This window comes from Heterorhizobium halophytocola, from assembly GCF_017873095.1.
In the GTDB taxonomy this organism is placed as follows: Bacteria; Pseudomonadota; Alphaproteobacteria; order Rhizobiales; family Rhizobiaceae; genus Allorhizobium; species Allorhizobium halophytocola.
The window spans coordinates 667,896-692,480 of the sequence record NZ_JAGGJU010000001.1 but is presented as its reverse complement, the minus strand read 5'-3'; the positions used below and the strand labels follow the sequence as shown (position 1 = coordinate 692,480).

The window sequence follows — 24,585 nt, the reverse complement described above, 5'->3', positions numbered from 1 at the left end:
CTTCAGTTTCCGAGAATGCCGGGCAGGCGCAGGCCTTGCTCCCGGGCGCAGTCGACGGCGATGTCATAGCCGGCATCCGCATGGCGCATGACGCCCGTTGCCGGATCGTTCCACAGAACCCGCTCCAGCCGCCGGTCGGCATCTTCCGAACCGTCGCAGCAGATGACCATGCCGGAATGCTGGGAAAAGCCCATGCCGACGCCGCCGCCATGGTGCAGCGACACCCAGGTCGCGCCCGATGCCGTGTTCAGCAGCGCGTTCAGCAGCGGCCAGTCGGACACGGCGTCCGAGCCGTCCTTCATCGCTTCCGTCTCGCGGTTGGGGGAGGCGACGGAGCCGGAATCGAGGTGGTCGCGGCCGATCACGATCGGTGCCGAAAGTTCGCCATTGCGGACCATCTCGTTGAAGGCAAGGCCGAGCTTGTGGCGATCGCCAAGACCGACCCAGCAGATGCGTGCCGGCAGGCCCTGGAAGGCGATGCGTTCCCTGGCCATGTCGAGCCAGTTGTGCAGGTGCTTGTTGTCGGGCAGCAGCTCCTTCACCTTGGCGTCGGTCTTGTAGATATCTTCCGGATCACCGGAAAGGGCCGCCCAGCGGAACGGGCCGATGCCGCGGCAGAACAGCGGGCGGATATAGGCCGGCACGAAGCCCGGAAAGGCGAAGGCGTTCTCCAGGCCCTCGTCCTTGGCGACCTGGCGGATATTGTTGCCATAGTCGAGCGTCGGCACGCCGGCATCCCAGAAGGCCACCATGGCCTCCACATGCTGCTTCATCGAGGCGCGTGCGGCGGTCTCGACCGATTTCGGGTCGCTTTCGCGCTTGGCTCTGGCTTCCGCAACCGTCCAGCCGATCGGCAGGTAGCCGTTCAGCGGATCGTGGGCGGAGGTCTGGTCGGTGACGATGTCGGGACGCGGGCCACCGGCCTGCATGCGTTTGACGAGCTCTGGGAAGACCTCGGCGGCATTGCCGACGAGACCGACGGACTTGGCTTCGCCGGCCTTGGTCCACGTGTCGATCAGCGCCAGGGCCTCGTCGAGCGTCTGGGCCTTTTCATCGACATAGCGCGTGCGCAGCCGGAAATCGATGCGGGTCTCGTCGCATTCCACCGCCAGGCAGCAGGCGCCGGCCATGACGGCTGCCAGCGGCTGGGCGCCGCCCATGCCGCCAAGGCCGCCGGTCAGGATCCACTTGCCCTTGAGGCTACCGTCATAATGCTGGCGGCCGGCTTCGACGAAGGTCTCGTAGGTGCCCTGCACGATGCCTTGCGTGCCGATATAGATCCACGAGCCCGCCGTCATCTGGCCGTACATGGCCAGCCCCTTCTTGTCGAGTTCGTTGAAATGGTCCCAGTTGGCCCAGTGCGGCACGAGATTGGAATTGGCGATCAGGACGCGGGGTGCATCCTTGTGGGTGCGGAACACGCCGACGGGCTTGCCGGACTGGACAAGCAGGGTCTCTTCCTCGGTCAGATCCTTCAGGGTCGCGACGATGCGGTCGAAGTCTTCCCAGGTGCGGGCCGCGCGGCCGATGCCGCCATAGACCACGAGCTCGTGCGGATTCTCCGCGACCTCGGCGTCCAGATTGTTCATCAGCATCCGCAGCGGCGCTTCGGTCATCCAGCTCTTCGCATTGAGCGCGTTGCCGCGCGGGGCGCGGACGTCGCGGATATTGTGACGCGGGTTGGTCATGCTCGGTTCCCTTCGTTCTTTATCTCGTATGCGACCGCCTCGATGCGGGTGAGGATGGCTTTCAGGTGGACGCGTAATGTCTCGGCCTTCTCGTCATCATAGGCAAAGGGCAGGGTCTCGGTCGCAAGATGGCTCGACTGGGTGAGCTCCATCTGAATCGCATGCACGCCCGTCTGCGGCTTGCCGTAGTGCCGCGTCGTCCAGCCGCCCTTGAAGCGGCCGTTGACGATACTGGTCAGGCCGTTCGCGTATCCCGCGACCTCGGCGGTCACGCGCTCGATCTCCAGCGCGCAGGAGGCACCGGAATTGGTGCCGATGTTGAAGTCCGGCAGCTTGCCTTCGAAGAGGAAGGGGATATGCGAGCGGATCGAGTGGCAATCGTAGAGAACGGCAATGCCGTGGATTGCCTTGACCCGCTCGATTTCGGCTGCCAGCGCCTGATGATAGGGCCGGTGGTAGGTGGTGAGCCGCTCGGCGATATCGGCTTCGGTGGGTTCCTCGCCGTCCGCCCAGATCGCCCGCCCGTCAAAATCCGTTGTCGGGACCAGGCCGGTGGTGTTCTGGCCCGGATAGAGGCTCGCGCCTTCCGGATCGCGGTTGGCATCGATCACATAGCGATGGAAGGTGGCCCGGACACTGGTGACGTCCGGCAGCAGGCCGTCATAGAGCGTGTGGATGTGCCAGTCGGTATCGGCGAGAGCCTTGCCGTTGTCGTTCAGCCGCGCGAAGATCTCGGGCGGCACATCGGTGCCGGTATGGGGCAGGCCGAGGATGATCGGGGAGGTGCCGCGGCGGATTTCGAATACGTCAGTCATTTTGGAACCTCCGGAGAATGGATGGGTCAATGTCACGCCGCCGCCTGTCCCGCTCTGGTCTGCCGGCCATCTCCCCGTCAAGGAGAGAGATCGACCGGTGGCCGACCGCGTGGGCTCTTCCAGCCGCCTGAGAGTACGATTCTCGTCGCGACGAGATGCCTTGAAAGGTCTTGATCGGCCACATCGGAGGGCCGAAGCTCAGCGGGCTTGCAACAAACGTGCGACCCGTGGTCTCCCCCTTTGAGGGGGAGGTGCCCGGCTGGGCAGAAGGGCGTGATTCAGCGATAACCGGCATCCTAGCCTTCCAGTTCCGGCAAGATCCCGGCCGAAATGCTGGCGTTCAGCGCGCCCGACGCTATCAACTCGCTTGCCGCTGAAAGATCGGTCGCCATGTAGCGATCCTCCTCGAGCGTCGGCACGACACGGCGGACGGCTGCCAGAGCCGTCATCAGTTCGGGGCTGGAGACCAGCGGGGCACGGAACTCGATGCCTTGGGCGGCGGTCAGCGCCTCGATGCCGATGATTCCGAACAGGTTGTCGGTCATCTGCAGCAGCCGCCGCGCACCGTGGCAGGCCATCGACACATGATCTTCCTGGTTGGCCGAGGTCGGCGTCGAATCGACCGAGGCCGGGTGCGACATCTGCTTGTTCTCGCTCATCAGCGCCGCCGAGGTGACTTCGGCGATCATCAGGCCCGAATTGAGCCCCGGCTTTTTCGCCAGGAAGGCCGGCAGGCCGTAGGAGAGGGCCGGGTCGACCAGAAGCGCGATACGCCGCTGGGCGATGGCGCCGATTTCGCAGACGGCGATGGCGATCTGGTCGGCGGCAAAGGCGACGGGCTCGGCGTGGAAATTGCCGCCGGACACGACGCTGTCGTCCGAGAGCACCAGCGGATTGTCGGTGACCGCATTGGCTTCGATCTGCAGCGTGCGGGCGGCCATCCGCAACTGGTCGAGGCAGGCGCCGTCCACCTGCGGCTGGCAGCGGATGCAATAGGGGTCCTGCACGCGCTCGTCGCCCTGGATATGGCTTTCGCGGATAACCGAGCCTTCGAGCAGCGCGCGCAGGGCAGCCCCGGCGTCGATCTGCCCCTGATGGCCGCGAAGGGCGTGAATGTCGGGATGGAACGGCGCCGATGACCCCATGGCAGCATCAGTGCTGAGCGCGCCGGTGACAAGGGCCGACCGTGCTGCGCGATGCGCCCGGAACAGGCCTGCCAGCGCCAGAGCCGTCGACGTCTGCGTACCGTTGATCAGTGCCAGGCCTTCCTTGGCGGCAAGCTCCACCGGTTCGAGCTCGGCGGCTGCGAGTGCCTCGGCACCGCACATGCGCTCGCCATTGTAGAAGGCTTCGCCATGGCCCATCATCACAGCTGCCAGATGCGCGAGCGGGGCGAGGTCGCCGGAGGCACCGACCGATCCTTTCTCGGGGATTACCGGTGTGACGCCCTTCTCCAGCATGTTCTCGATCAATGTGATGAGCACGAGACGAACGCCCGAGGCGCCGCGGCCGAGCGAGATCAGCTTCAGTGCCATGATCAGGCGCACCACATTGTCCGCCAGCGGCGCGCCGATGCCGCAGCAATGCGACAGGATCAGGTTGCGCTGCAGGGTGGCCGTGTCGGCGGCATCGATCTTGATCGAGGCAAGTTTGCCGAAGCCGGTATTGATGCCGTAGACCGGTTCGTTGCCGGCCGCGATCTCGGCAATTCGTCCGGCGGCCCGCTCGACACCTGCATGGAAGGACGGGTCGATGCGCGCCGCTTCCCCGTCCCAGTAGATGCGGGCGAGCTGATCGAGAGAGACGTCGCCGGGATGAAGGACAATCGTCATTGCGCGATCCTTTCGCCCTTGAACACGCGGGCATGGAGCGGGTTGAAGCCGATACGGTAGACGAGTTCGGCCGGCCGATCGATGTCCCAGATGGCAAAATCGGCCGACTTGCCGACTTCCAGCGTTCCGGTTTCCTGAAGCAGGCCGAGGGCCCGGGCGGCTTCGCGCGTGACGCCGGCAAGACACTCGGCAACGGTCATGCCGAACAGCGTGGCGCCCATGTTCATGGTGAGCAGCAGGGAGGTCAGCGGCGAGGTTCCGGGATTGCAATCGGTTGCAAGCGCGATCGCGGTTCCGGCGGCGCGCAGGGCGGCCATCGGCGGCAGCTGCTTTTCGCGCAGGGTATAGAAGGCACCGGGCAGCAGAACGGCGACAGTGCCGGCCTTGGCCATGACGGCAGCGTCTTCGTCGCGTAGATATTCGAGGTGGTCGGCAGACAGCGCACCATAGGAGGCCGCAAGCCTCGCGCCGCCGAGATCGGAGAGTTGCTCGGCGTGCAGCTTGACTGGAAGGTTCAGGCCTCGGGCATGGTCGAAAACGCGGCCGATGTCCGCCGGCGAAAAGGCAATTCCCTCGCAAAAGCCGTCGACGGCATCTATCAGGCCTTCCGCGTGGCCGCGGTCCATCCCGGGCAGGACGACGTCGGTGATATAGTCGCCATTGCGCCCCTTGTAGTCTGCCGGTGTCGCATGGGCGGCGAGATAGCTGGTCCTGATGCGGACGGGGCGCAGCGTCTCCAGCTTGCGGGCGGCGCGGAGCATGTCGAGTTCCGACTCGACCGAAAGGCCGTAGCCCGACTTGATTTCCACGGTATCGGCACCCTCCGACAGCAGCGTGTCGAGACGGGGCAGGGCGGCCTTCGCCAGACCGTCGACGTCGAGGGCGCGGGTGGCGTTCACGGATGAGACGATGCCGCCGCCGGCACGGGCGATGTCCTCGTAGCTGGCGCCGGCAAGCCGCATTTCGAATTCCCGGGCCCGATCGCCGCCAAAGACGAGATGGGTGTGGCAGTCGATCAGCGCCGGCGTGATCCAGCGTCCCTCGCAGTCCGTCTGCCGGTCAGCGTTGCGCAGGTCAGCGGGCAGGTCCGCCTCCGGTCCGACATAGGCGATGCGACCGCCGGTCACCGCGATGGCCGCCTTTTCGACCTGGCCGAGATCCTCGGATCGGAAGCCAAGGGTGGCAATCCTGGCATTGCGCCAGACAGTTGTTTCGCTGGTCCCGGCGTGCGAGAAAATCTGATCGCTCATCCGCTTTGGCCTTTCCTGATTGCAAAACATGTATATACATAACGATCGATGTGACAAGAGGGTTTTGTCGCTGAAAATGCAGAGAGGGCACCATGAGCACGCTTCACGCTGAAAGCGCATTCCTGGCGGATGGCTGGCAGAGCAATGTCCGGCTGACGATCAGCGCGGGCCGACTTTCCAAGGTGGAGACGCATGTGGAGCCGGCGGCGGGCGACGAGCGGCATGCGGTGCTTGTGCCGGCGATGCCGAACCTGCATAGCCATGCCTTTCAGCGCGCGATGGCCGGGCTGACGGAGGTCCGCGGACCGGGGAGCGACAGTTTCTGGAGCTGGCGGACGCTGATGTACAAGTTCGCGCTGACGATCACGCCCGAACAGGTCGAGGCCGTTGCCGCCCAGCTCTATATGGAAATGCTGGAAGCGGGCTTTGGCCGCGTCGGCGAGTTCCACTATCTGCACCACGACAAGGATGGCGGTCACTATACCAATATCGCCGAGATGGCCGAGCGGATCGGCGCTGCGAGTGCGCAGACGGGGATCGGCCTGACGTTGCTGCCGGTCTTCTACGCTCATTCCGGCTTCGGCGGCGCTCGGCCGATCGAGGGGCAGCGCCGTTTCATTCACGGGATCGACGATTTCGAGAGAACGCTTGCCGGTTGCCGCAAGGTCGCCGCCGGCCTGCCGGGCGGCAATGTCGGTGTCGCACCCCATAGTCTGCGGGCTGTGACGCCGGAAGAGCTGCAGCATCTGGCTGCGCTCGCCGGCGATGGCCCGGTTCATCTCCACATCGCCGAGCAGGTGAAGGAAGTCGAGGACTGCGTCGCCTGGTCGGGGGCACGTCCCGTGGAATGGCTGCTTGCCAACGCACCGGTCGACGCGCGCTGGTGCCTGATCCATGCGACGCACATGACGGCGCAGGAGACGGAGGGCATGGCCGCCAGCGGCGCGGTTGCGGGCCTGTGCCCAGTGACCGAGGCCAATCTCGGTGACGGGATTTTTCCAGGAGACACCTTTCTTGCAGGTGACGGGCGTTTTGGCGTCGGCTCGGATTCGAACGTGCTGATCTCGGTGGCGCAGGAGCTTCGCCAGTTCGAATATTCGCAGCGCCTCGGCCTGCGGGCACGCAATGTGGTGGCGCGGACCGAGGGGTCGACCGGGCGCAGGCTATTCGAGGGCGCACTTGCCGGCGGGGCAGCCGCCTTGCAGTCCCAGGTCGGGCTTGCCGAGGGACATGCCGCCGATTTCGTATCGCTCGATATCGGCGAAGCGCCGTATGTCCGGGGAGACCAGGTCTTCGATCAATGGATCTTCGCCAGCGGTGTTGCGCTCGATTGCGTCTGGGTCCAGGGCAAAAAACAGGTTTCGGGTGGGCGGCATCACGGGCGCGAGGCGATTGCCAGCCGGTTCCGTTCCGTCATGCAGGAATTGCTGGCCCAATGACCAACGGCAAGGATGCCACCCTGCATCAGCGGATCCTCAGCGATATCGAGCGCCAGATCGTCTCCGGTACCTGGCCGCCCGGCCATCGCCTGCCGTTCGAGGTGGATCTTGCCGCCCAATACGGCTGCTCGCGGATGACGGCGAACAAGGTCCTGACCCATCTTGCGCGGACGGGTCTGATCGAACGGCGCAAGAAGCTCGGCAGCTTCGTCTCCCAGCCGGTGGCGCAGGCGGCAGTGCTCGAGATACACGATATCGAAGCGGAGGTCCGTTCGCTGAAGCTGCCCTACTCCTACCGGCTGGACAAGCGGGTGGTGCGCAGTGCCGAGGCCGGGGATGCGCAGCAGCTGGATCTGCCTGAGGGCAGCGGCATCCTTGATGTGACGGCGCTGCATCTGGCGGGAGAACGGCCCTTCTGCATCGAGGAGCGGCTGATCAGCCTGGCGACGGTTGCAGAAGCCGTCGACGAGAGCTTCGAGCAGATCGCCCCCGGTCCATGGCTTTTGAGCCGCGTGCCGTGGAGTACGGCAGAGCATCGCATCTACGCGCAGTCGGCGACTGCGGCGGTCGCCAAGGCTTTGGCTATTCCGCGCGGCACGGCGGTCCTGATCGTCGAGCGGCGCACCTGGGATGGCGGAGGTCCGGTGACCTTCGTCCGGTTCGTCTATCCGGGCGACCGCCACACCGTGGTCGCCCGCTTTACGCCCGGCTCGGAGAACGTCTCACGCGGCTAGAACGCGTCCGGTAAACATGCATTCACCGCACGTGTTCTTGCGCATTTCCGGACGGAAAACCGCGACTACACTTTTCCTGGACATGCTCTGCCATAGGACCTGTTACCAGGGCACCACGATCCCGTCATAGCCGATAAGGCTGCCACTCTGCTCCGGAACCAGCCCGTCGATGACCTTGCGCATGCCGGCGACCGACTGTTCTGGCGTCAGATCGCCATCGAAACCGGTCATCCGCGTCTGCACGCGGCCCGGACGCAGGGTCACGCATTTGCAGCCCCAAGGGCGCCAGTCGACGGCAAGATTGCGCCACATCTGGTTGAGGGCCGCCTTGGAGGCGGAATAGGCGAATTCCCGCGGCTGTGCATAGGTGGAGGAGGCCGCCAGGCTGGAGATTGCCGCCAGCGTCTTACGCTCGCCGGCTTCCAGGTTCGGGCGCAGGCGGGCCGCGAGATAGAGCGGCGCGAAGGTGTTGGTCAGAAGCGTTTCGTTCCAATCCTCGATCGTCAGGTCTTCCGGCGCCTTGTCCTTGTTGGCATTGGTCCCGGCATTCATGACGATGACGTCGATCGGCTGTTCTTTCAGCGTCGCCGCCAAGGCATCGGCACTGTCGTCGTCGAGCGCGTCATAGGGCAGAACCCGGATCGCGCCGTCGATTTTCGCGATATCATGGGCCTCGGCCGGCTGTCTTGCCGTGGCGATGACCTGCCAGCCGGCGCTTGCATATTGGCGGGCGAATTCGAGGCCGATGCCGCGATTGGCACCGGTGATGAGAATGGTCGGCATGTCGCTAGATTTCCTGTCTGTCGTTCACCACGGCACGTCGAGGCCGTCGAAGCCGATAATGCGGCCGCTGTCCTTCGAGCCGAGGCCTTCGACGACCGTCTTCAGGCCGGCGACGCTGTCCTCGACGCGGATGCCCTTGAACTCGGTCATGCGGGTGGCGACCATGCCCGGGCGCAGCAGCACGCAGGTGAGGCCGAGCGGCGCCCATTCGCGCGACAGCGCCCGCCACGAGGCGTTCAGCGCGGTCTTGGAGGCGCGGTAGGTGAACTGGGTCCCCCAGTCATTGGCACCGACCGAACTCATCAGGCTCGACATCGCCGTCACCAGCCGGCGCTCGCCGGCGAGCAGGTTGTCCTTGAGCGTGGTGGCGAGCGCCAGCGGGGCAAAGCCGTTGACCGCCTGGACCTTGAGGAAATCGGCGCGGGTGACCTCCTCGGCGCTGGCCTTCAACGCACCGGTGATCCCGGCATTGGCAAGCAGCACGTCGATCGGCCGGCCGGAGAGCCGGGTCTTGAGCGCTGCCAGCGACGTGGCGCTGTCGACCTCGAGCGGCATGACCTCGACGTTGCCGCCAAGGCTTGCCAGCTCTTCCGCGTCATCCGGGTTGCGGGCGGTGCCGATCACCGACCAGCCGCCGGCTGCAAACTGGCGCGCGAGTTCGAGCCCGATGCCGCGATTGGCACCGGATATCAGGATATTGGGCATGAGACTGTCTTTTCTGTGAGAAATGCGGTCAGGCGGCGTCCTGGGTCGGCTTGTGCCAGGGCAGGACACTGCGCTCGATCTGGCCGAGGATCCAGAAGATCACCGTGCCGAGCACCGAGAGCACGACGATGGCGGCGAATTGCTGGTCCATGCGAAAGTTCGAACCGGCGACCGTGATGACGTAGCCGAGGCCGGAATTGGAGCCGACGAATTCGGCCACGACCGCGCCGATGACGGCGAGTACGGAAGCCATCTTCATGCCGGCAAACATCGAGGGCAGGGCGCCCGGCATGCGGAAGCGGAAGAACTGCTGCAGCGGCGAGGCGCCCATCGACTGGGCGAGATAGATCATCTCCTGCGAGACGCTGCGCAGGCCGACAACCGTGTTGATGACGATCGGGAAGAAGGCCATCAGCGCGACGATGGTGATCTTCGGGATCAGGCCATAGCCGAAGGCGGCAAGCAGCAGCGGCGCGATCGCGACCTTGGGAATGGTCTGCGATCCGACGATCAGCGGGTAAATCGAGCGCTCGAACAGCGGCGAATAACAGATCAGCGTCGCCAGCGGCACGGCGACGGCCAGCGCGATCAGAAAGCCGAGCACGACCTCGATCAGCGTGACGAAGGTGTGATGCACCAGGAGACCCGACAGATTGTAGAGCGAGGTGATGATGGTGAGTGGCGAAGGCAGCAGATATTCCGGAAGATGCGAGATCATTACTGCCGCCTGCCAGATGACCAGCAGACAGATCAGCGTCATCGCCGCATAGGGCATACGGAAGCGGATGGTCGGCAGGAGGGGCTTGGTGGGGCTCATATCTGCGGCACTCATTCGTCGTCTCCTTCGCGCAGGACGCCGAGGGTCTTGAAGATCCCGGTGACCTCGTGGGTGTAGCTGGCAAATTGCGGGGTCTCGCGCACCGAAAGGCGGCGCGGGCGCGGCAGGTCGATCTCGATCACCTCTTCGATCCGGCCCGGACGCGGCGACATCACCACCACGCGATCCGACAGGAACACGGCTTCGCTGATCGAATGGGTGATGAACACCACGGTCATGCCGGACTTCTGCCAGATCTTCAGAAGGTCGAGTTGCAGCTGGTCGCGGGTCAGCGCGTCGAGCGCGCCGAAGGGCTCGTCCATCACCACCAGGGGCGGTTCGTGCAGCAGGGCGCGACAGATCGAGACACGCTGACGCATGCCGCCGGACAGTTCGTGCGGGTAGGCGTTCTCGAAACCCGTCAGGCCGACCATGTCGAGCAGCGCATGGGCGCGCCTGGTGGCGGCTGCCTTGTCCATCTTGCGGATCTCGGCCTGCAGCACGATGTTTTCGAGCGCCGTGCGCCATTCGAGAAGCACGTCGCGCTGGAAGACGATGCCGAGATCGGAACTCGGTCCGGTGACGTCATGGCCGTTTACATGGACGACGCCATTGCTCGAGGGGATGAGCCCTGCAAGGATCATCAGCAGCGTGCTCTTGCCGCAGCCGGACGGACCGACGATCGAGACGAACTCGCCCGGCTTGATGCCGAGGTCGATCTTGCTGAGCGCCAGCACGTCGCCCTTGCGTGTTGAAAAGGACTTGGAGACCCCCTCGATGGAGATGAAGTTTCCGGTGCGGTTCGTGTTCAGCATGGGCCACCTGATCCCCGCCGATCGCTGTTGCGCGGGCGGACTTCCTTCGTCTTGGTACATCGACGGTATTCCAAACTTCGGAAGGCGACAAGCGGCGCTGGCGTCGTAATGGGCAAAAATAAAATATGCATATATTTTGGGCGATCGAGCGGCGCCTCTAGGCCCGGCTTTGGCTGCGGTGGAAGCGCGACAAAGCTGTCATTTATCAAGCATAAAGCTGGATGAAGCCACATCTGCGGCCGCTATCGAGAGGGGTGCCAACGCTTCCAAGATGGGCGGAAAAAAATGGCTCTGCCTCGTTTGCAGGCAGAGCGAACGGCGCAGGCTACTGGACAATCGGTAAATGGTATCCTAGAGGTATACCATTTTTCTTCAATATCTTCGCTCGGCAATCGACTGTCTCTTGCGTCGGTTCCGGGTCTGCGTCGGCCGAGGCAAAAGGAACCGGAATGCCCCTTATCAGCACTCAGAGCAAAGGCGTCTACGTTATCGCCGTCACCCCGTTCACCGACAACGGCGATGTCGACTATGACAGCCTCGACCGCCTGGTCGATTTCTATTTCGAACACGGTGCTGACGGGCTGACGATTCTCGGCATGATGGGCGAGGCACCGAAGCTGACCCAGAAGGAAACGCTGGAGGTGTCGCGCCGGGTAATGGCAAGGGCCGGCGACAAGCCGGTGGTCGTCGGCGTCTCGGCGCCCGGGCTTGCAGCAATCGGCGAGGTCAGCGCGGCCGTCATGGACATGGGGGCTGCCGGCGTCATGGTCGCGCCGCCGTCCTCGCTGACCACCAATGAGAGCATTTTCGGCTATTATGCCAATGTCGTGGCCGCCACCGGCGAAGCGCCGATCGTGCTGCAGGACTTTCCGCTGTCGACCAAGGTCAATATCAGCACGGACACGCTCGGCCGGATCCTCGAGGCACATCCTTCCATCGTCATGCTCAAGCACGAGGACTGGCCTGGGCTTGCCAAGGTGTCGGCCCTGCGGGCGGCCGAAGAGAAGGGGCGTCGGCGCACCGCCATTCTTTGCGGCAATGGCGGGCTTTTCCTGCTCGACGAAATGCTGCGCGGCGCCGACGGCGCCATGACCGGCTATGCCTATCCCGAAATGATGCGTGACGTCGTGGCGCTTGTCCCCAAGGGCGATGTCGAGCGTGCCAGTGACATCTTCGATGCCCATATGCCGCTGGTGCGCTATGAGCAGCAGCCGGGTCTCGGGCTCGGGGTGCGCAAATACCTGCTGCACAAGCGTGGCGCCATTGCGAGTTCCGCCCAGCGCAAGCCCGGTGCCGGTCTCGACGCAGCCGCGATCGCCGATGTCGAGCGCATGCTTGCGCGGCTGACACGTCGTCTCGCCGAACTCGGCTGAGGCGAAACCGTTTTCGACAAACTGGGTGGGGATAACGTCCTGCACGCCATCCCTCCCGCTTGCCTTGCGCGGCAGGAACGCGATGCGTCCGCCGGTGTCGGGCGCGGCCGACGGCGGTCCGAAGGATCTGCGCCTGCCTTGCCAGAAATGGCAAGCGAGAGTGAGGCAGACACCCCGCCGTGTGACCGGGTGTCTGCAGCAGGGGCGCTCGGGCTATTTCAGATCGGAAAAGCCGGTGGCGACGAAGAGTTCCGACTGCAGGTTCGTCAGGTGGGCCGAACCGCCCGGAGGGGGCCAGATGCCTTCCTTGCTGGCCTGTCCACGGGCGGAAACCCGATCCTCGATCGTCTTGTAGGGCCAGATGTGGACCATGGTCTGGGGGCCATTCTCGATCGACCCCATGACCATCAGCAGCTTCGACATCTCGTTGCGACGCGGAACGACCTTGCTCCAGGCTTCGGCCGTTTCATCGAGCCCGTTCGGCGCCAGCGTGTAGGTTCTGATCTCGTAGAACGGTCCGTATGTGCCGGGCTCGATCGGATCCACGAAGAACAGCGGCTTGTAGGCGGTCTGCTCGATCCTGCCGAGGTGTTCGCCGATACCGAAGGCGTCGCCTGCCTCCATCTTGGTCTTGCGGTCGGCCATCAGCGCGTCGAGCCCGTCATAGGCGGACAGAAACGTGAAGCGGTTGAGCGTGCCGAATTCGCAGGCAAAGGCACCCAGCGCCTTGCCGTTCGGCGCCAGGCTTTCATAGGTCGCGGACAGTTTCGGGAGGACCGCGCCGAGCCGGTTGGGCAGCAGCGACAGTACCGTCAGGTCATAGATCATGCGTCATCCTTGGGTTGGCAATTGAAGCATCAGGAACGATTTGCATGTTGGCATACTAAGTGTATACCATCAATATGCATTGACGAATGTCATCCGCAAAATCGTTTGCCGGGCGGCTTTGCGGAGTTCAAACAAGCCAGCAGGAGCTTTCATGACGCGCTACGATTTGGTCATCAGGGGACGGGTTGCGACTGAGGGCGGGGTGATCCCGGATGGTTGGGTCGGGGTCTCGGGCGAAAAGATCGCAGCCGTCGGGCAGGGAGGCACACCGGATGCTGTCGAGACGGTGGATGCCGGCAAGGGCTATGTGCTGCCGGGCGTCATCGACGGTCAGACCCATGCCGGCAGCCAGTTCGGCTTCAAGGGCGTGGAGAAGACCTCGATGTCGGCGGTGGCCGGTGGGGTCACCACCATGGTCGACATGCCCTATGATCAGCCGACGCCGGTGCATGACCTTGCGACTTTGACCGACAAGGCCAAGACCATCGACGCCCTGTCCTATTGCGATGTCGCGCTTTATGGCACCGTGCTTGCCGATCCGGATCCGGTCGACATCCGGGCCCTGGTGAAGGGCGGTGTCTGCGCCTTCAAGATCTCGTCCTTCGAAAACCATCCGACCCGCTTTCCGCGGATCGACAACGGTGCGGCGATGACATTGCTGAAAACGGTTGCCCCGACCGGCCTGCCGGTCGGCCTCCACAACGAGGATCAGGACCTGATCAAGCGGCTGACGGCCGAATTCGTGGCGGCCGGCAAGACCAGCGGCGAATTTCACAATCTCAGCCGCCCGGAGGAAGCGGAACTTCTGGCGACCGCCAACTTCCTGGAACTTGGGCGGCTGTCCGGCGCCCGTGTCCACATCGTCCACATCTCCACGCCGGACGGCTTTGCCATGGTCGAACGCTTCCGCCGCGAAGGGGTGAAGGCGACCGCGGAGATGTGCGTTCACTATCTCCATTTCGACGAGGCGGTCGACATGCCGCGGCTCGGATCGCTGATCAAGGTCAATCCGCCGATCCGCCCGCACCGCAAGGAGGCCCTATGGACGGTGCTGGAGGAGGGCGGCTGCACCTTCGTCTCGTCCGACCACTCGGCCTGGGCGCTGGAGCGCAAGGTCAAGGATTCGATCTTCGAGGCGGCAGCGGGCGTGCCTGGCCTGGAGGCGCTGCTGCCGGTGTTCTTCTCCGACGTTGCGGCACGCAAGGGCGAGGATGCCGCCGCGGTCGCCTGCGCCAGGGCGCTTTCGGCGGGGCCGGCGGATTTCTTCGGCCTGTCATCCAAGGGGCGGCTGGCGCCGGGCCTCGACGCCGACATCGTCGTGCTCGACCTCGACGGCTATATTTATGATGCGGAAGAAGCCCGCGATGGCCTCGGCTGGAGCCCCTATCACGGCGAGCGCTTTGCAGCCCGTCCGGCGGCCACCTTCCTGCGCGGCAAGAAGGTATTTGATGGCGCCACGGTTACCGGCACGCCCGGCGATGGCCGGTTCGTCGCCAGGGGCTGAAAACTCCGCCTGACACTAAAGGCAAATCGAAAGGCACCTTCCGGTCACGGAAGGCGCCTTTGCTTTCAGTTGGAGGCCGCTATCGGCCTATCGACCGGCGAGTTTGTCGAGGATCTCTGTCTTGACCACGGCGATATGCTCGACCATGGCCGCCTGGGCGGCTGCGGCATCGCCGCCTTCCAGTGCGTTCAGCAGGGCAGCACTGTCGGGCGCGGTAAAGCCCTTGCGACCGGCGGTACGGTAGGCATTAAACACATGCGTGAGGCGGCGAAGGTCGCGGATCATGTTGGCGAGAAGCTCGTTGCCAGAGGCCTTGGCGATCGCGCCGTGCAAGACGTCGTCCGCCTGCCAGATATCGGCAAGGCTGGGGTCCTTCATGGTTGCCAGTTCGCTCTGATGGCGGCGGATCTCGGCGAACTCGGCTGTTTCGATATTGCCGGCCGCCAGGCGTGCTGCCTCTCCCTCGAGCAATTGGCGGATGTTGAGAATCTCAATGAATTTCTCCGCCGAGAACGGGCTGACAGTGACGCCGCGGCTCGCCTGCTTGTAGACGAGCCCTTCGGCCTCGAGCCTGCCGAGCGCTTCGCGAACCGGGGTGCGCGACGCGTTCAGCCGCTCGGCCATCTTGCGTTCGGTGATCACGTCTCCCGGGCGCAATTCTCCGAGAATCAGAATCTCGATCAGCCGCTCATAGACGTGCTGCGTCAGGTTGCGCGGCTCTTCGGCGGAGCCATCCGGGGACACGGGTTGTGGGTCGACTGCTGCCAACATATTGTATTCAATCCTTCTGGCGATGCTCTTTCAGCATCCTTTCTTGTCCTGCATACAGAAGTAGCGCTCAAAAAACCATAGCGGTCTATCTTCGGCCCACAGCGGGAATATTATTGGTATTCCAACTAAATCCCAGAGCGCGTCTGCAATCCTGGATTTCACCTCGCCACCTGTTGAAAAACCGTGGCGCCGACAAAACTGGGCTCTTGCAAAGCGGAAGGTTTTGTCTAATATCAAGTGGTATACCAGTGGCGTGCAATAAATATACAAGGGGAATGCGCCGATGACGATCAAGCCGTGGCGAGCCACATGCATCCAGATGAAAAGCAGGCGCGCCGTCGACGCGCCGGACAATGCTGCCGCGCGGTTGGTCATCGAGGCCAATCTCGCGCATTTCCGCCATATGGTGGAGAGCGCCTGTCTTTCCGGCCAGAAGCCCGACCTCGTGGTGTTTCCGGAATTCGGCATGCAGGGGCCTCCGCTCGACATGCCGGTGGCCGACTGGATCGAGCGCGCCTGCGACGAGATTCCCGGCTGGCAGACCGCCGCCCTGCAACAGATCGCACGCGAACGCGGCATCTTCATTGCCGGCAACATGTTCGAGAAGGATCCGGCCTGGCCGGGGCGCTACTTCAACTCCTCCTTCCTGATCGACCGCACGGGCGAGGTGGTCTGCGTCTACAAGCGCATCAACACGGCGGCCTTCCCGTCGCCGCACGACTTCCTGGACGACTATTTCGCCCACACGCCGTTCGACGAGATCTTTCCGGTTGTCGAAACCGAGCTCGGTCGCCTCTGTCTGATCCCCTGCGGCGAGATCAACGTGCCGGAAGTGGCCCGGATCATGATGATGCAGGGCGCCGAGGTGATCCTGCATCCGACCAATTCGAAGAAGACCGCCATGCAGGAAGCGACCAAGCGGGCGCGCGCCGCCGAGAACATGACCTATCTCGTCTCGGCCAATGTTGCCGGCAATATCGGCTTTTCGCGCGATCCCTCGGTCGTCGGCGGACGCTCCGAGATCATCGACTATCGCGGCAACACGATGGCGATCCTCGAGGGACCGGAAGAAAGCGTAACGGTGACCGCGATGATCGACATCGAGGCGCTGCGCGCCGAGCGCCGGGCCGACACGACCACGCACAATCCGATCATTCGCAATCGCTTCGAGGCCTATGCGCCGTTCTACGCTTCAGCGCGCGGCTATCCGGCCAACGGCTTCCTAGAGACCCCGATGGGGGCCGTCTCCGAAACGGCCTCGCTGCTCGAAAAGACCATTTTGCATCTGGAAGAGACCCGCGTCCTCCAGCGGCAGGAACTTTGATATAAAAGGGAATATTACCATGATCACTGCAGAGGAAAACGAACAGCTCACCCGCATTGGACCCGGGACGCTGATGGGCGAATTCATCCGCCAGTTCTGGATGCCTGCCTGCCTCTCCTCCGAGCTCAAGGCAGACGGCGACCCGATGCGGCTGATGTTGATGGGCGAGAAGCTGATCGCGTTCCGCGATTCCGACGGCAATGCCGGCATTCTCGACCACCGTTGTCCGCACCGCTGCGCCTCGTTCTTCTTCGGCCGCAACGAGGAAGGCGGCATTCGCTGCGCTTATCACGGCTGGAAGTTCGACGTCGAGGGCAATTGCCTCGACCAGCCGAACCTGCCCGACAAGACCCGCTTTCCGGCCGGCATCAAGGCCAAGGCCTACAGGGTTCAGGAGCGTGCCGGCATCGTCTTCATCTACATGGGCAAGGAGCAGGAGAATCCGCCGCAACTGCCCGATATCGAAGCGATCATGGGCCAGGGCGACGACCGCAACATTGCGCTTACCCAGCGCGAGTGCAACTGGCTGCAGGCGCTGGAAGGCGATATCGACACCTCGCATCTGGGCTTCCTACATGTCGGCGGCGTCGATGGCGACCGGCTCGACTTGAACGATCCGGAACGCTTCACCGTCACCGAGAAGGCGCCGAAGATCAATGTCTCGGTCATGCCCTTCGGAACCATGTACTCGGCGCAGCGTGATGCCTTCGAGGGCGAGGAACATCATCGCTTCGCCTGCTTCATCTTCCCGTTCTGGGTCACCTATCCGTCGAACAGGCTGGAGAGCAATGTCTCGGTCAATGCCTGGGTCCCGATCGACGACGAGAACTGCATGATCTTCAACATCGACCTGACCCGCGCCGAAGGCCGGCAGAAGGCGATGCGCTATGCCGACGGCGAGATCATCCCGGGTCTTGCCCGTCCGCTCGACTACCTGCCGCGCACCACCGACTGGCAGGGCCGATTTCGCTCGGCGAAGAACTGGGGTAACGACTACGACATCGACCGGGAATGGCAGCGCTCCGGCGGCAGCTATACCGGCATTGTCGGCGTGCCGCTGCAGGACCAGGCCATTCAGGAGAGCATGGACAAGATCGTCGACCGGACCATGGAGCACCTGGCATCGTCCGACCGCATGGTGATCGTCACCCGCAAGGAATTGCTGGATGCGGCCAAGGCCTTTGCCGCCGAGGGCACCCTGCCGCGTGTCGTCGCCGAGCCGGAACTCTGCCGTGATGCACGCGGCGGCGACATGATCGTGCCCTATGGCACCGACTGGCTGGAAGGCTACGAGGAGCGCATGGCGATCGCCAAGGGCTACAAGCCGAAAATCCGCGACGCTGCGGAGTAATCCGAAAACGCACTGCCGCACCCATGACCGGGTGCGGCATCCAATCTCCAATCTTTGCGTGCTGCCATGATGACCGAACCAGAGACGATCGACGTCGTCGTCCATTCCGTCCGGAATGCCGCCGACACCATCCGTGCCTTCGAGTTCCGGGCGCTCCATGGCGGTGAACTGCCGCCGACCTCCGCCGGCGCTCACATCGCCGTCAATGTTCCAGGCGTTGACTGGCGTTCGTATTCCCTCGTCAACGGCAATGACGAGCGCGATCGCTATGTGATCGCCGTCAACCGGGACCCGAAGAGCCGCGGCGGATCCGCCTTCATGTGCGAAAACCTGGCAGAAGGTGACCGGCTGCAGATCCGCCCGCCGGCCAACCATTTCAAGCTGGTGGAGCAGGCCGCCCTGAGCGTGCTGGTTGCCGGTGGCATCGGCATTACCCCGATCTACTCGATGATCCAGCGGCTGGAGGCCCGGCGAAAGAAATGGCAGCTGCATTTTGCCGCGCGCAGCAGGGCGCGCGCCGCATTCGTCACCGAGCTCAAAGCGCTCGAAGCGGCCAAACCCGGGCGGGTGTTCTTCCATTTCGACGACGAACACGGTGGTGCGCCGCTCGACCTCCCCACGGTTCTGGCCGGTGCGCCGGCTTATGCACAGCTTTATGCCTGCGGCCCCGAGATCATGCTCGATGCCTTCCGGTCGGCGACGAACCGCTGGCCCGACGAGCAGATCCATCTTGAACATTTCTCCGGCGTCGCGCCGGCGCTTGCCGGGGGCTTCACCGTGCAGTTGCAACGCAGCGGCCGCGAATTCGAGATACCGCCCGGCCTGTCGATCATGCAGGTGCTGCTTGCCAACGACGTGTTCGTTCCGCGCTCCTGCATGGAAGGCGTTTGCGGAACCTGCGAGACCCGCGTGCTGGAGGGCGTCCCCGATCATCGCGACAAGATCCTGTCGGATCGTGAAAAGGCGACGAACCGGACCATGCTGATCTGCTGCTCCGGTGCGAAATCCGATCGGCTGGTCCTCGACCTTTGATCTCCCCATCATACCGGCCCGACTGGGCTGCTCCTGCCCTGGAGCAGCCCCTTTTTTGTGTGCTGTGACGGCGTAACCGACGCGTCCTGCAGCGTGCGGTTGCGGCCCCGATCACAGCGAAAGTTTTGGAGAGAAATTTCGGGCCACTTAATGGTCCCATTTTCTGAATAACAAGCCTCGAACAAGCTTGATGTTAACTAATCGTTAACCATGGCCGACGTACCCCTTGGGCAACGATTTGTTAACGTAGATGACCAAAGTGCTAACCGACAACCGCTCCATCCGAATCAAGGGACGATCCTTCCTCGCCGTCGTGCTGGCGCCGGATCTGCCGTTTGACGACTGGCTCGTCCGCCTGGATGATCTGGCGGCGCGTTCGGCCGGGTTCTTCCTCGGTCGCCCGGTGGTGCTGGACGTTTCCGACCTGAAGGTCGATCGTCCGCAGTTGAAGGAATTGCTGGCCGAACTGGCCAAGCGCAATGTCTCGATCATGGGCATCGAAGGCGGGCGTCCGTCGCTGGTCGAGCCCGGCATGCCGCCTGCCCTGAAGGGCGGAAGACCGGCTGCCGACTACGAGGTCCCGCAGGCCGACGAAGCGTCGGCAGGCGAGGCGACTGAAGCCGCGCCGGCGAAGGTCGAACCGGCCGCCCCGGCGGCGGTCGCCACCGAAACGCGCCAGGGTGCCGCATCGCTCGTCATTCGCGAGCCGGTGCGCTCGGGCCAATCGGTGATCTTTGCCGAAGGCGATATCACGGTGATCGGATCCGTCGCATCCGGTGCCGAAGTGATTGCCGGCGGTTCCGTCCATATCTACGGCGCGCTTCGTGGCCGGGCGATGGCGGGTGCCGTGGGCAACAGCGACGCGCGGATATTCTGCCGCAAATTCGAATCCGAACTGATCGCGATCGACGGCATCTACAAGATGGCCGACGACATGGATCCGGACCTGAGGGGGAAACCCGTTCAGCTCTGGCTCGAGAACGACGCGATCATGGTCGAGAAAATGATGTGAACCCAATGAGCGATAGGACCTAGACAGGAGATGAATATGGGGAAGGTAATCGTCGTGACGTCGGGCAAAGGTGGGGTTGGCAAAACGACCTCCACTGCCGCTCTTGGCGCCGCTCTCGCACAACGAGGCGAACGTGTCGCCGTCGTCGATTTCGACGTCGGCCTTCGCAATCTCGATCTGGTGATGGGCGCCGAGCGCCGCGTCGTCTACGATCTGGTCAACGTCATCCAGGGTGACGCCAAGCTGCAGCAGGCGCTGATCCGCGACAAGCGGCTCGAGACGCTGTTCCTGCTGCCGGCCTCCCAGACGCGCGACAAGGACAATCTGACGGCCGAAGGCGTGGATGCGGTTATCACCGAACTGAAGCGCTATTTCGACTGGATCATCTGCGACAGCCCGGCCGGTATCGAGCGCGGCGCGACGCTTGCCATGCGTCATGCCGACACCGCCGTCATCGTCACCAATCCGGAAGTCTCTTCGGTGCGTGACTCCGACCGCATCATCGGTCTGCTGGATTCCAAGACGCTGAAGGCCGAGCGCGGCGAGCGGGTCGAAAAGCACCTGCTGCTGACGCGCTACGACATCAACCGCGCCCAGCGCGGCGACATGCTCAAGGTCGAAGACGTTCTGGAAATCCTGTCCATCCCGCTGCTCGGCATCGTGCCGGAAAGCATGGACGTGCTGAAGGCATCCAATGTCGGCGCACCGGTGACGCTTGCCGATCCGCGCAGCGTTCCCGCACAGGCCTATTTCGAAGCAGCCCAGCGCCTCGCCGGCGAGGACATTCCCGTCACGATCCCCGGGGAAAAGCGTGGTCTCTTCGGCAAGATGTTCTCGCGGAGGGCTGCATGAGCATTTTCGACCGGTTCCGCAAGCAGAGTTCCGCGCCGATGGCGCGAGAAAGGCTTCAGGTCCTGCTTGCCCATGAGCGTGCTTCGGTCGAGTCCGACCTCGTGGCGATCCTGCGCGAGGAAATCCTCGCCGTCATCGCCAAGCATGTCGAACTCGACGCCGACAAGGTGAAGGTGACCATGGATCGCGACGAACATGTTTCGGTCCTGGAGATCGACGTGGAGCTTCCGCTCAACGCAGCGAGAATGGCGGCCTGAACCGCCATCCTCTTAAGTATTCGAGGTGAAGGGGAGCGGGCGCGGCGGCCGGCTCCCTTTTTCTTTGTCCACCGTTACAGCAGCGTGCAGTAGCGCAGGGCGTCGTAGATCGCGGCGTGAATGTTGCGGCCGGAGATCGCGTCGCCGATGCGGATAAGGTCGTAACCGCCCGCTTCGTTCTTCAGTGGAAGGGGCATACGACGACCGATCAGGGCCTTGTAGTCGACGGCCCCCAGATTGCGCGATCCGGCCTTCATCTCCAGATAGACATCCGTATTGGCAACCGTGCCGTGCTCCACCACGACCTGTGCGACCCGCCGTTCGGTGAGCGTCGAGGCGGAATAGTCGCTGCCGAGCACGGCAACGAGACCGTTTCCTTCCCGGCGGACAGAGACGAGCCGGGTGTTGATCGTCACCCGGACATTCTTCTCTGCGAAAACCTTGGCGTAGGGCACGTGGTTCATTCCGCCCATTTCGGGCGCGAAGAAACGCTCGGGCGAGACCAGTTCGAGCTCTGCACCGCTCGTCGCGATGACCTCCGCCGCCGACATGCCGGGATGGCCGCCATTGTCGTCGAACAGCAGCACGGGCCCCGACGGTTTCACCGTGCCGGAGAGAATGTCCCAGGAAGAGGTCACCAGTTCTTCGCCAGCCTCCAGGCTCGGGGACTGCGCGAAACCTCCGGTGGCGACGACCACAAGGTCCGGCGCCAGCGCCAGAACGTCCGCAGCCTCGGCATAGGTGTTGTAGCGGATCTCGACCCCGAGACGCTCCAGCTCCGACAGGCGCCAGTCGGTGATGCCGACCATCTCGCGGCGGCGGGGATTGCGGACCAAAAGGTTGATCTGGCCGCCAGCATCGCCGGTTGCTTCAAGAACAATGACCTGATGTCCGCGCTCGGCAAGCACCCGGGCAGCTTCCAGTCCCGCCGGGCCGGCGCCGACGACGACCGCTCTGCGCGACTTTTCCGCCCTTTCGATATCGTGCGGCAGTTCGCCCTCGCGCCCGGTGGCCGCGTTGTGGATGCAGAGCGCTTCGCCGCCTTCGTAGATGCGGTCGAGACAGTAGGTGGCGCCGACGCAGGGCCGGATCGACGCTTCTGCGCCGCGCATCACCTTGTTGGCGATATGCGGGTCTGCGATATGCGGTCGGGTCATGCCGACCATGTCGAGCTTGCCTTCGGCGATCGCATGGCGGGCGGTTGCAACGTCGCCGATCCGGGCTGCGTGGAAGACCGGAATGCCCGCCGCCTGGCGCACGTCGCCGGCAAAGTCGAGATGCGGGGCAGAGCGCATGCCCTGGATCGGAATGACGTCGTTCAGCGCCGCGTCATGGTCGATATGGCCGCGAATGACGTTGAGGAAGTCGACCTTGCCCGAACGCGCATAGCGGCCGGCGATGTCGATGCCCTCCTTTTTGGAAAGCCCCTTGCTCCAGTCTTCATCGGCCACCAGCCGCAGGCCGACGATGAAATCCGGCCCGACCGCCTCTCGCACGGCATCGATGACACGATTGGAAAAGCGCATGCGGTTGTCCAGCGAGCCGCCGTATTCGTCATCGCGATGATTGGTCGCGGGCGACCAGAAGCTGTCGAGCAGGTGACCATAGGCTTCGATCTCGATGCCGTCGAGGCCGGCTGCCTGCATGCGGGCGGCGGCGTCTGCATAATCCTTGACGATACGGTCGAGATCCCAATCCTCGGCCTCCTTCGGGAAGGCGCGGTGGGCCGGCTCGCGGATCGGGGAGGGGGCGAGCACCGGCAGCCAGTCGCCCTTGCTCCATCCGGTGCGGCGCCCCAGATGGGTCAACTGGATCATCACGGCGGCGCCGAACTCGTGACAGTCGTCGGCAAGCGCCTTCAGCCATGGCACGATCTCGTCGCGATAGGCATGCAGGTTGCCGAAGGCCGGTGGCGAATCTGAAGAGACGACCGCCGATCCCGCCGTCATGGTGAGCGCGATGCCGCCCTTGGCCTTTTCGCGGTGATAGAGCCTGTAGCGATCGGTCGGCATGCCGCCTTCGGAATAGGCAGGCTCGTGGGCGGTCGACATCAACCGGTTCTTGAGCGTCAGGTGCTTCAGCTTAAAGGGCTGGAGAAGGGGATCATTGCTGCTGATTGCTGTCATGGGGCGGCTGGCCTCTGCGGGGCTTGATGGGCGGCATTGGAAATGGCGGCATGCTCGGCAAAGCCGATTGGTAGCACGGGCGGGGCGGCCGGACTTTATCGTCCGCGACATGGCCCCACGCCGCCTTCGACGGCGCCGAATTGCCACCGATCGAGCGCCGGCAGGCATCATATCCGGCCTTTTCGACTCATGAAAAAGGCCGGCATCGCTGCCGGCCTGTTCCCTGTCTCCGTCGCGGCTGGATCAGGCGCGGCGCATGATGCCGAGGCCGGCCAGGTTGTCGAGGGCGGTGTCGATCACCGGTGCGGTCTCGGCCATGTCCTTCATCGGGGTGCCGAGAAAGGCATTGGCGGGATAGACGGTGAAGTCATTGTAGAGGTCGCGGTACATCTCCCAGCGGCCGCGCAGCAGCGTGTTCGGCATGCCGCGATCGCGACGGGCCTCGCGCAACGCCTCGACGTCGATCTCGGCCGAGACCGCGATCGATTCGTCCCAGGGCTCGTGGTAGCTGATCGTCTTGCCGCGATAGTCGACGATGCGCGAGCGCCCGCCCTTGACCGAACCGTCGGCGGAAAAGCCGATGGCGTCGGAAACATTGGCACTGATCAGGTAGCACATGTTTTCCGACGCGCGGGCGATCTTGGCCGCCTCCTGCGCCGGGTTGTCGTCCTCATTGGTCGGGTGGACGATGATTTCCGCCCCCTGCATCATCAGCATGCGCGCCACTTCCGGCACGGCGATCTCGCCGCAGGCAATCATGCCGATCTTGCCAAGTTCGGTCTCGACCACCGGGAACACGCCGTCCTTGCCGACGGTCTCCACATAGTCGTCCATGAAGTCGTGCGGTGAGGGCCAGGCGGCGGTGTTGACGCGGCGGAAACGCAGGACCACCTCGCCCTTCGGGTCAATGAGGAAGCAGGAGTTGAAGAAGCGTCCGGGAAATTCCGCCGGGCCCTCGAACTGGTTGCCGGCGATGAAGATCTTGTGCCTGGCGGCAAGCGCCTGCAACGGCTCGGTGATCCAGCCGGGAATGGTGGTGACCGCCTTTTCCATCCAGTCGGCAACGGTGAGCCCGTGCGGCGGCCCCTGCAGGCCGAATTCGGGCAGGACGACAAGCTTCGGGGGCTGCGGCGAGGCGAGTGCTTCCTCGATCATCGCGATCGCCTTGTCGATATTGTCCTGAATGATCCGGCGGGCCTCTTCAGGCGTTGCCGCCTTGGTCGCCTGCTTGCTCGGCATCTGGATACAGGTTGCGCGCCAGGGTGTAACTGTCATCG

22 protein-coding genes are annotated in these 24,585 nt (G+C 63.8%); 10 read left to right on the top strand and 12 right to left on the bottom strand.

Annotated elements, in window-relative coordinates; genetic code table 11:
• Window positions 1–2: 2 nt before the first annotated feature.
• From hutU to hutI, 4 genes are all read right to left on the bottom strand, one after another.
• Window positions 3–1,688, bottom strand: coding sequence for a urocanate hydratase (hutU, locus tag J2Z17_RS03235; RefSeq protein ID WP_209942126.1), 1,686 nt, complete (start codon window positions 1,686–1,688; stop codon window positions 3–5).
• Complete coding sequence (gene hutG / locus J2Z17_RS03230) at window positions 1,685–2,503, bottom strand: N-formylglutamate deformylase (RefSeq protein ID WP_209942125.1); 819 nt, start codon at window positions 2,501–2,503, stop codon at window positions 1,685–1,687. Before hutG ends, hutU begins: the two co-directional genes overlap by 4 nt.
• A gap of 296 nt (window positions 2,504–2,799) precedes the next feature.
• Window positions 2,800–4,335 carry a histidine ammonia-lyase gene (gene hutH, locus J2Z17_RS03225; protein ID WP_209942124.1) on the bottom strand — a complete coding sequence of 512 codons (1,536 nt, stop codon included), beginning with the start codon at window positions 4,333–4,335 and terminating at the stop codon, window positions 2,800–2,802.
• On the bottom strand, window positions 4,332–5,585 hold the full coding sequence (hutI, locus tag J2Z17_RS03220) for an imidazolonepropionase (protein WP_209942123.1): 1,254 nt from the start codon (window positions 5,583–5,585) through the stop codon (window positions 4,332–4,334). The genes hutH and hutI overlap by 4 nt, the downstream gene beginning before the upstream one ends.
• A 92-nt stretch (window positions 5,586–5,677) precedes the next feature.
• Between hutI and J2Z17_RS03215 the strand changes: the two genes are divergently transcribed.
• A complete protein-coding gene (locus J2Z17_RS03215) occupies window positions 5,678–7,024 on the top strand; it encodes a formimidoylglutamate deiminase (protein ID WP_209942122.1) in 1,347 nt (448 codons plus the stop codon).
• Entirely contained in the window at window positions 7,021–7,758 is a 738-nt protein-coding gene (hutC, locus tag J2Z17_RS03210; protein ID WP_209942121.1) for a histidine utilization transcriptional repressor HutC, read from the top strand. The genes J2Z17_RS03215 and hutC overlap by 4 nt, the downstream gene beginning before the upstream one ends.
• A 102-nt stretch (window positions 7,759–7,860) precedes the next feature.
• Here the strand turns inward: hutC and J2Z17_RS03205 are convergent, their stop codons facing one another.
• From J2Z17_RS03205 to J2Z17_RS03190, 4 genes are read right to left on the bottom strand one after another with little or no spacing between them, the layout of a single operon-like run.
• Window positions 7,861–8,541: an SDR family NAD(P)-dependent oxidoreductase gene (locus tag J2Z17_RS03205; RefSeq protein WP_209942120.1), complete on the bottom strand. Its 681-nt coding sequence runs from the start codon at window positions 8,539–8,541 to the stop codon at window positions 7,861–7,863.
• Window positions 8,542–8,565: 24 nt separating this feature from the next.
• Window positions 8,566–9,246: an SDR family oxidoreductase gene (locus tag J2Z17_RS03200; protein WP_209942119.1), complete on the bottom strand. Its 681-nt coding sequence runs from the start codon at window positions 9,244–9,246 to the stop codon at window positions 8,566–8,568.
• Window positions 9,247–9,274: 28 nt separating this feature from the next.
• The gene (locus tag J2Z17_RS03195) at window positions 9,275–10,078 is read right to left on the bottom strand and encodes an ABC transporter permease (RefSeq protein WP_209942118.1); all 804 of its coding nucleotides are present in this window, start codon (window positions 10,076–10,078) and stop codon (window positions 9,275–9,277) included.
• Window positions 10,075–10,878, bottom strand: coding sequence for an ABC transporter ATP-binding protein (locus tag J2Z17_RS03190; RefSeq protein ID WP_209942117.1), 804 nt, complete (start codon window positions 10,876–10,878; stop codon window positions 10,075–10,077). The genes J2Z17_RS03195 and J2Z17_RS03190 overlap by 4 nt, the downstream gene beginning before the upstream one ends.
• A 449-nt stretch (window positions 10,879–11,327) precedes the next feature.
• Here J2Z17_RS03190 and J2Z17_RS03185 point away from each other — a divergent pair, with 449 nt between their 5' ends.
• Window positions 11,328–12,251, top strand: coding sequence for a dihydrodipicolinate synthase family protein (locus tag J2Z17_RS03185; RefSeq protein ID WP_209942116.1), 924 nt, complete (start codon window positions 11,328–11,330; stop codon window positions 12,249–12,251).
• A 213-nt stretch (window positions 12,252–12,464) separates the two neighbouring features.
• On the opposite strand, the gene J2Z17_RS03180 is transcribed toward J2Z17_RS03185, so the two are convergent.
• On the bottom strand, window positions 12,465–13,079 hold the full coding sequence (locus tag J2Z17_RS03180) for an NIPSNAP family protein (protein WP_209942115.1): 615 nt from the start codon (window positions 13,077–13,079) through the stop codon (window positions 12,465–12,467).
• A gap of 151 nt (window positions 13,080–13,230) precedes the next feature.
• On the opposite strand from J2Z17_RS03180, the gene J2Z17_RS03175 reads away from it, so the two are divergent.
• Window positions 13,231–14,583 carry a dihydroorotase gene (locus J2Z17_RS03175; RefSeq protein ID WP_209942114.1) on the top strand — a complete coding sequence of 451 codons (1,353 nt, stop codon included), beginning with the start codon at window positions 13,231–13,233 and terminating at the stop codon, window positions 14,581–14,583.
• An 87-nt stretch (window positions 14,584–14,670) separates the two neighbouring features.
• Here J2Z17_RS03175 and J2Z17_RS03170 read toward each other — a convergent pair whose 3' ends face one another.
• Complete coding sequence (locus tag J2Z17_RS03170; protein ID WP_209942113.1) at window positions 14,671–15,354, bottom strand: GntR family transcriptional regulator; 684 nt, start codon at window positions 15,352–15,354, stop codon at window positions 14,671–14,673.
• Window positions 15,355–15,637: 283 nt separating this feature from the next.
• On the opposite strand from J2Z17_RS03170, the gene J2Z17_RS03165 reads away from it, so the two are divergent.
• From J2Z17_RS03165 to minE, 6 genes are all read left to right on the top strand, one after another.
• A complete protein-coding gene (locus J2Z17_RS03165; protein ID WP_209942112.1) occupies window positions 15,638–16,678 on the top strand; it encodes a nitrilase-related carbon-nitrogen hydrolase in 1,041 nt (346 codons plus the stop codon).
• Between the two features lie 19 nt (window positions 16,679–16,697).
• Window positions 16,698–18,029 carry a Rieske 2Fe-2S domain-containing protein gene (locus tag J2Z17_RS03160; protein WP_209942109.1) on the top strand — a complete coding sequence of 444 codons (1,332 nt, stop codon included), beginning with the start codon at window positions 16,698–16,700 and terminating at the stop codon, window positions 18,027–18,029.
• Window positions 18,030–18,095: 66 nt separating this feature from the next.
• The gene (locus J2Z17_RS03155) at window positions 18,096–19,061 is read left to right on the top strand and encodes a PDR/VanB family oxidoreductase (RefSeq protein ID WP_209942107.1); all 966 of its coding nucleotides are present in this window, start codon (window positions 18,096–18,098) and stop codon (window positions 19,059–19,061) included.
• A 250-nt stretch (window positions 19,062–19,311) separates the two neighbouring features.
• Entirely contained in the window at window positions 19,312–20,073 is a 762-nt protein-coding gene (minC, locus tag J2Z17_RS03150; RefSeq protein WP_209942105.1) for a septum site-determining protein MinC, read from the top strand.
• A gap of 36 nt (window positions 20,074–20,109) precedes the next feature.
• Entirely contained in the window at window positions 20,110–20,925 is an 816-nt protein-coding gene (gene minD / locus J2Z17_RS03145) for a septum site-determining protein MinD (protein ID WP_209942103.1), read from the top strand.
• The gene (gene minE, locus J2Z17_RS03140) at window positions 20,922–21,182 is read left to right on the top strand and encodes a cell division topological specificity factor MinE (RefSeq protein ID WP_209942100.1); all 261 of its coding nucleotides are present in this window, start codon (window positions 20,922–20,924) and stop codon (window positions 21,180–21,182) included. Before minD ends, minE begins: the two co-directional genes overlap by 4 nt.
• Before the next feature lie 74 nt (window positions 21,183–21,256).
• Here minE and J2Z17_RS03135 read toward each other — a convergent pair whose 3' ends face one another.
• Window positions 21,257–23,299 (bottom strand): oxidoreductase, encoded by a 2,043-nt coding sequence (locus J2Z17_RS03135; protein ID WP_342454358.1) that lies wholly within the window; start codon window positions 23,297–23,299, stop codon window positions 21,257–21,259.
• 252 nt (window positions 23,300–23,551) lie between these two features.
• Window positions 23,552–24,583: a nitrilase-related carbon-nitrogen hydrolase gene (locus tag J2Z17_RS03130; RefSeq protein WP_209942096.1), complete on the bottom strand. Its 1,032-nt coding sequence runs from the start codon at window positions 24,581–24,583 to the stop codon at window positions 23,552–23,554.
• Between the last annotated feature and the right edge of the window lie 2 nt (window positions 24,584–24,585).

What these genes read in the sequence shown, in the direction of transcription:
- hutU (WP_209942126.1), bottom strand. Translation starts at nt 1,688, where the DNA reads ATGACCAACCCGCGTCACAATATCCGCGACGTCCGCGCCCCGCGCGGC.
- hutG (WP_209942125.1), bottom strand. Translation starts at nt 2,503, where the DNA reads ATGACTGACGTATTCGAAATCCGCCGCGGCACCTCCCCGATCATCCTC.
- hutH (WP_209942124.1), bottom strand. Translation starts at nt 4,335, where the DNA reads ATGACGATTGTCCTTCATCCCGGCGACGTCTCTCTCGATCAGCTCGCC.
- hutI (WP_209942123.1), bottom strand. Translation starts at nt 5,585, where the DNA reads ATGAGCGATCAGATTTTCTCGCACGCCGGGACCAGCGAAACAACTGTC.
- J2Z17_RS03215 (WP_209942122.1), top strand. Translation starts at nt 5,678, where the DNA reads ATGAGCACGCTTCACGCTGAAAGCGCATTCCTGGCGGATGGCTGGCAG.
- hutC (WP_209942121.1), top strand. Translation starts at nt 7,021, where the DNA reads ATGACCAACGGCAAGGATGCCACCCTGCATCAGCGGATCCTCAGCGAT.
- J2Z17_RS03205 (WP_209942120.1), bottom strand. Translation starts at nt 8,541, where the DNA reads ATGCCGACCATTCTCATCACCGGTGCCAATCGCGGCATCGGCCTCGAA.
- J2Z17_RS03200 (WP_209942119.1), bottom strand. Translation starts at nt 9,246, where the DNA reads ATGCCCAATATCCTGATATCCGGTGCCAATCGCGGCATCGGGCTCGAA.
- J2Z17_RS03195 (WP_209942118.1), bottom strand. Translation starts at nt 10,078, where the DNA reads ATGAGTGCCGCAGATATGAGCCCCACCAAGCCCCTCCTGCCGACCATC.
- J2Z17_RS03190 (WP_209942117.1), bottom strand. Translation starts at nt 10,878, where the DNA reads ATGCTGAACACGAACCGCACCGGAAACTTCATCTCCATCGAGGGGGTC.
- J2Z17_RS03185 (WP_209942116.1), top strand. Translation starts at nt 11,328, where the DNA reads ATGCCCCTTATCAGCACTCAGAGCAAAGGCGTCTACGTTATCGCCGTC.
- J2Z17_RS03180 (WP_209942115.1), bottom strand. Translation starts at nt 13,079, where the DNA reads ATGATCTATGACCTGACGGTACTGTCGCTGCTGCCCAACCGGCTCGGC.
- J2Z17_RS03175 (WP_209942114.1), top strand. Translation starts at nt 13,231, where the DNA reads ATGACGCGCTACGATTTGGTCATCAGGGGACGGGTTGCGACTGAGGGC.
- J2Z17_RS03170 (WP_209942113.1), bottom strand. Translation starts at nt 15,354, where the DNA reads ATGTTGGCAGCAGTCGACCCACAACCCGTGTCCCCGGATGGCTCCGCC.
- J2Z17_RS03165 (WP_209942112.1), top strand. Translation starts at nt 15,638, where the DNA reads ATGACGATCAAGCCGTGGCGAGCCACATGCATCCAGATGAAAAGCAGG.
- J2Z17_RS03160 (WP_209942109.1), top strand. Translation starts at nt 16,698, where the DNA reads ATGATCACTGCAGAGGAAAACGAACAGCTCACCCGCATTGGACCCGGG.
- J2Z17_RS03155 (WP_209942107.1), top strand. Translation starts at nt 18,096, where the DNA reads ATGATGACCGAACCAGAGACGATCGACGTCGTCGTCCATTCCGTCCGG.
- minC (WP_209942105.1), top strand. Translation starts at nt 19,312, where the DNA reads ATGACCAAAGTGCTAACCGACAACCGCTCCATCCGAATCAAGGGACGA.
- minD (WP_209942103.1), top strand. Translation starts at nt 20,110, where the DNA reads ATGGGGAAGGTAATCGTCGTGACGTCGGGCAAAGGTGGGGTTGGCAAA.
- minE (WP_209942100.1), top strand. Translation starts at nt 20,922, where the DNA reads ATGAGCATTTTCGACCGGTTCCGCAAGCAGAGTTCCGCGCCGATGGCG.
- J2Z17_RS03130 (WP_209942096.1), bottom strand. Translation starts at nt 24,583, where the DNA reads ATGACAGTTACACCCTGGCGCGCAACCTGTATCCAGATGCCGAGCAAG.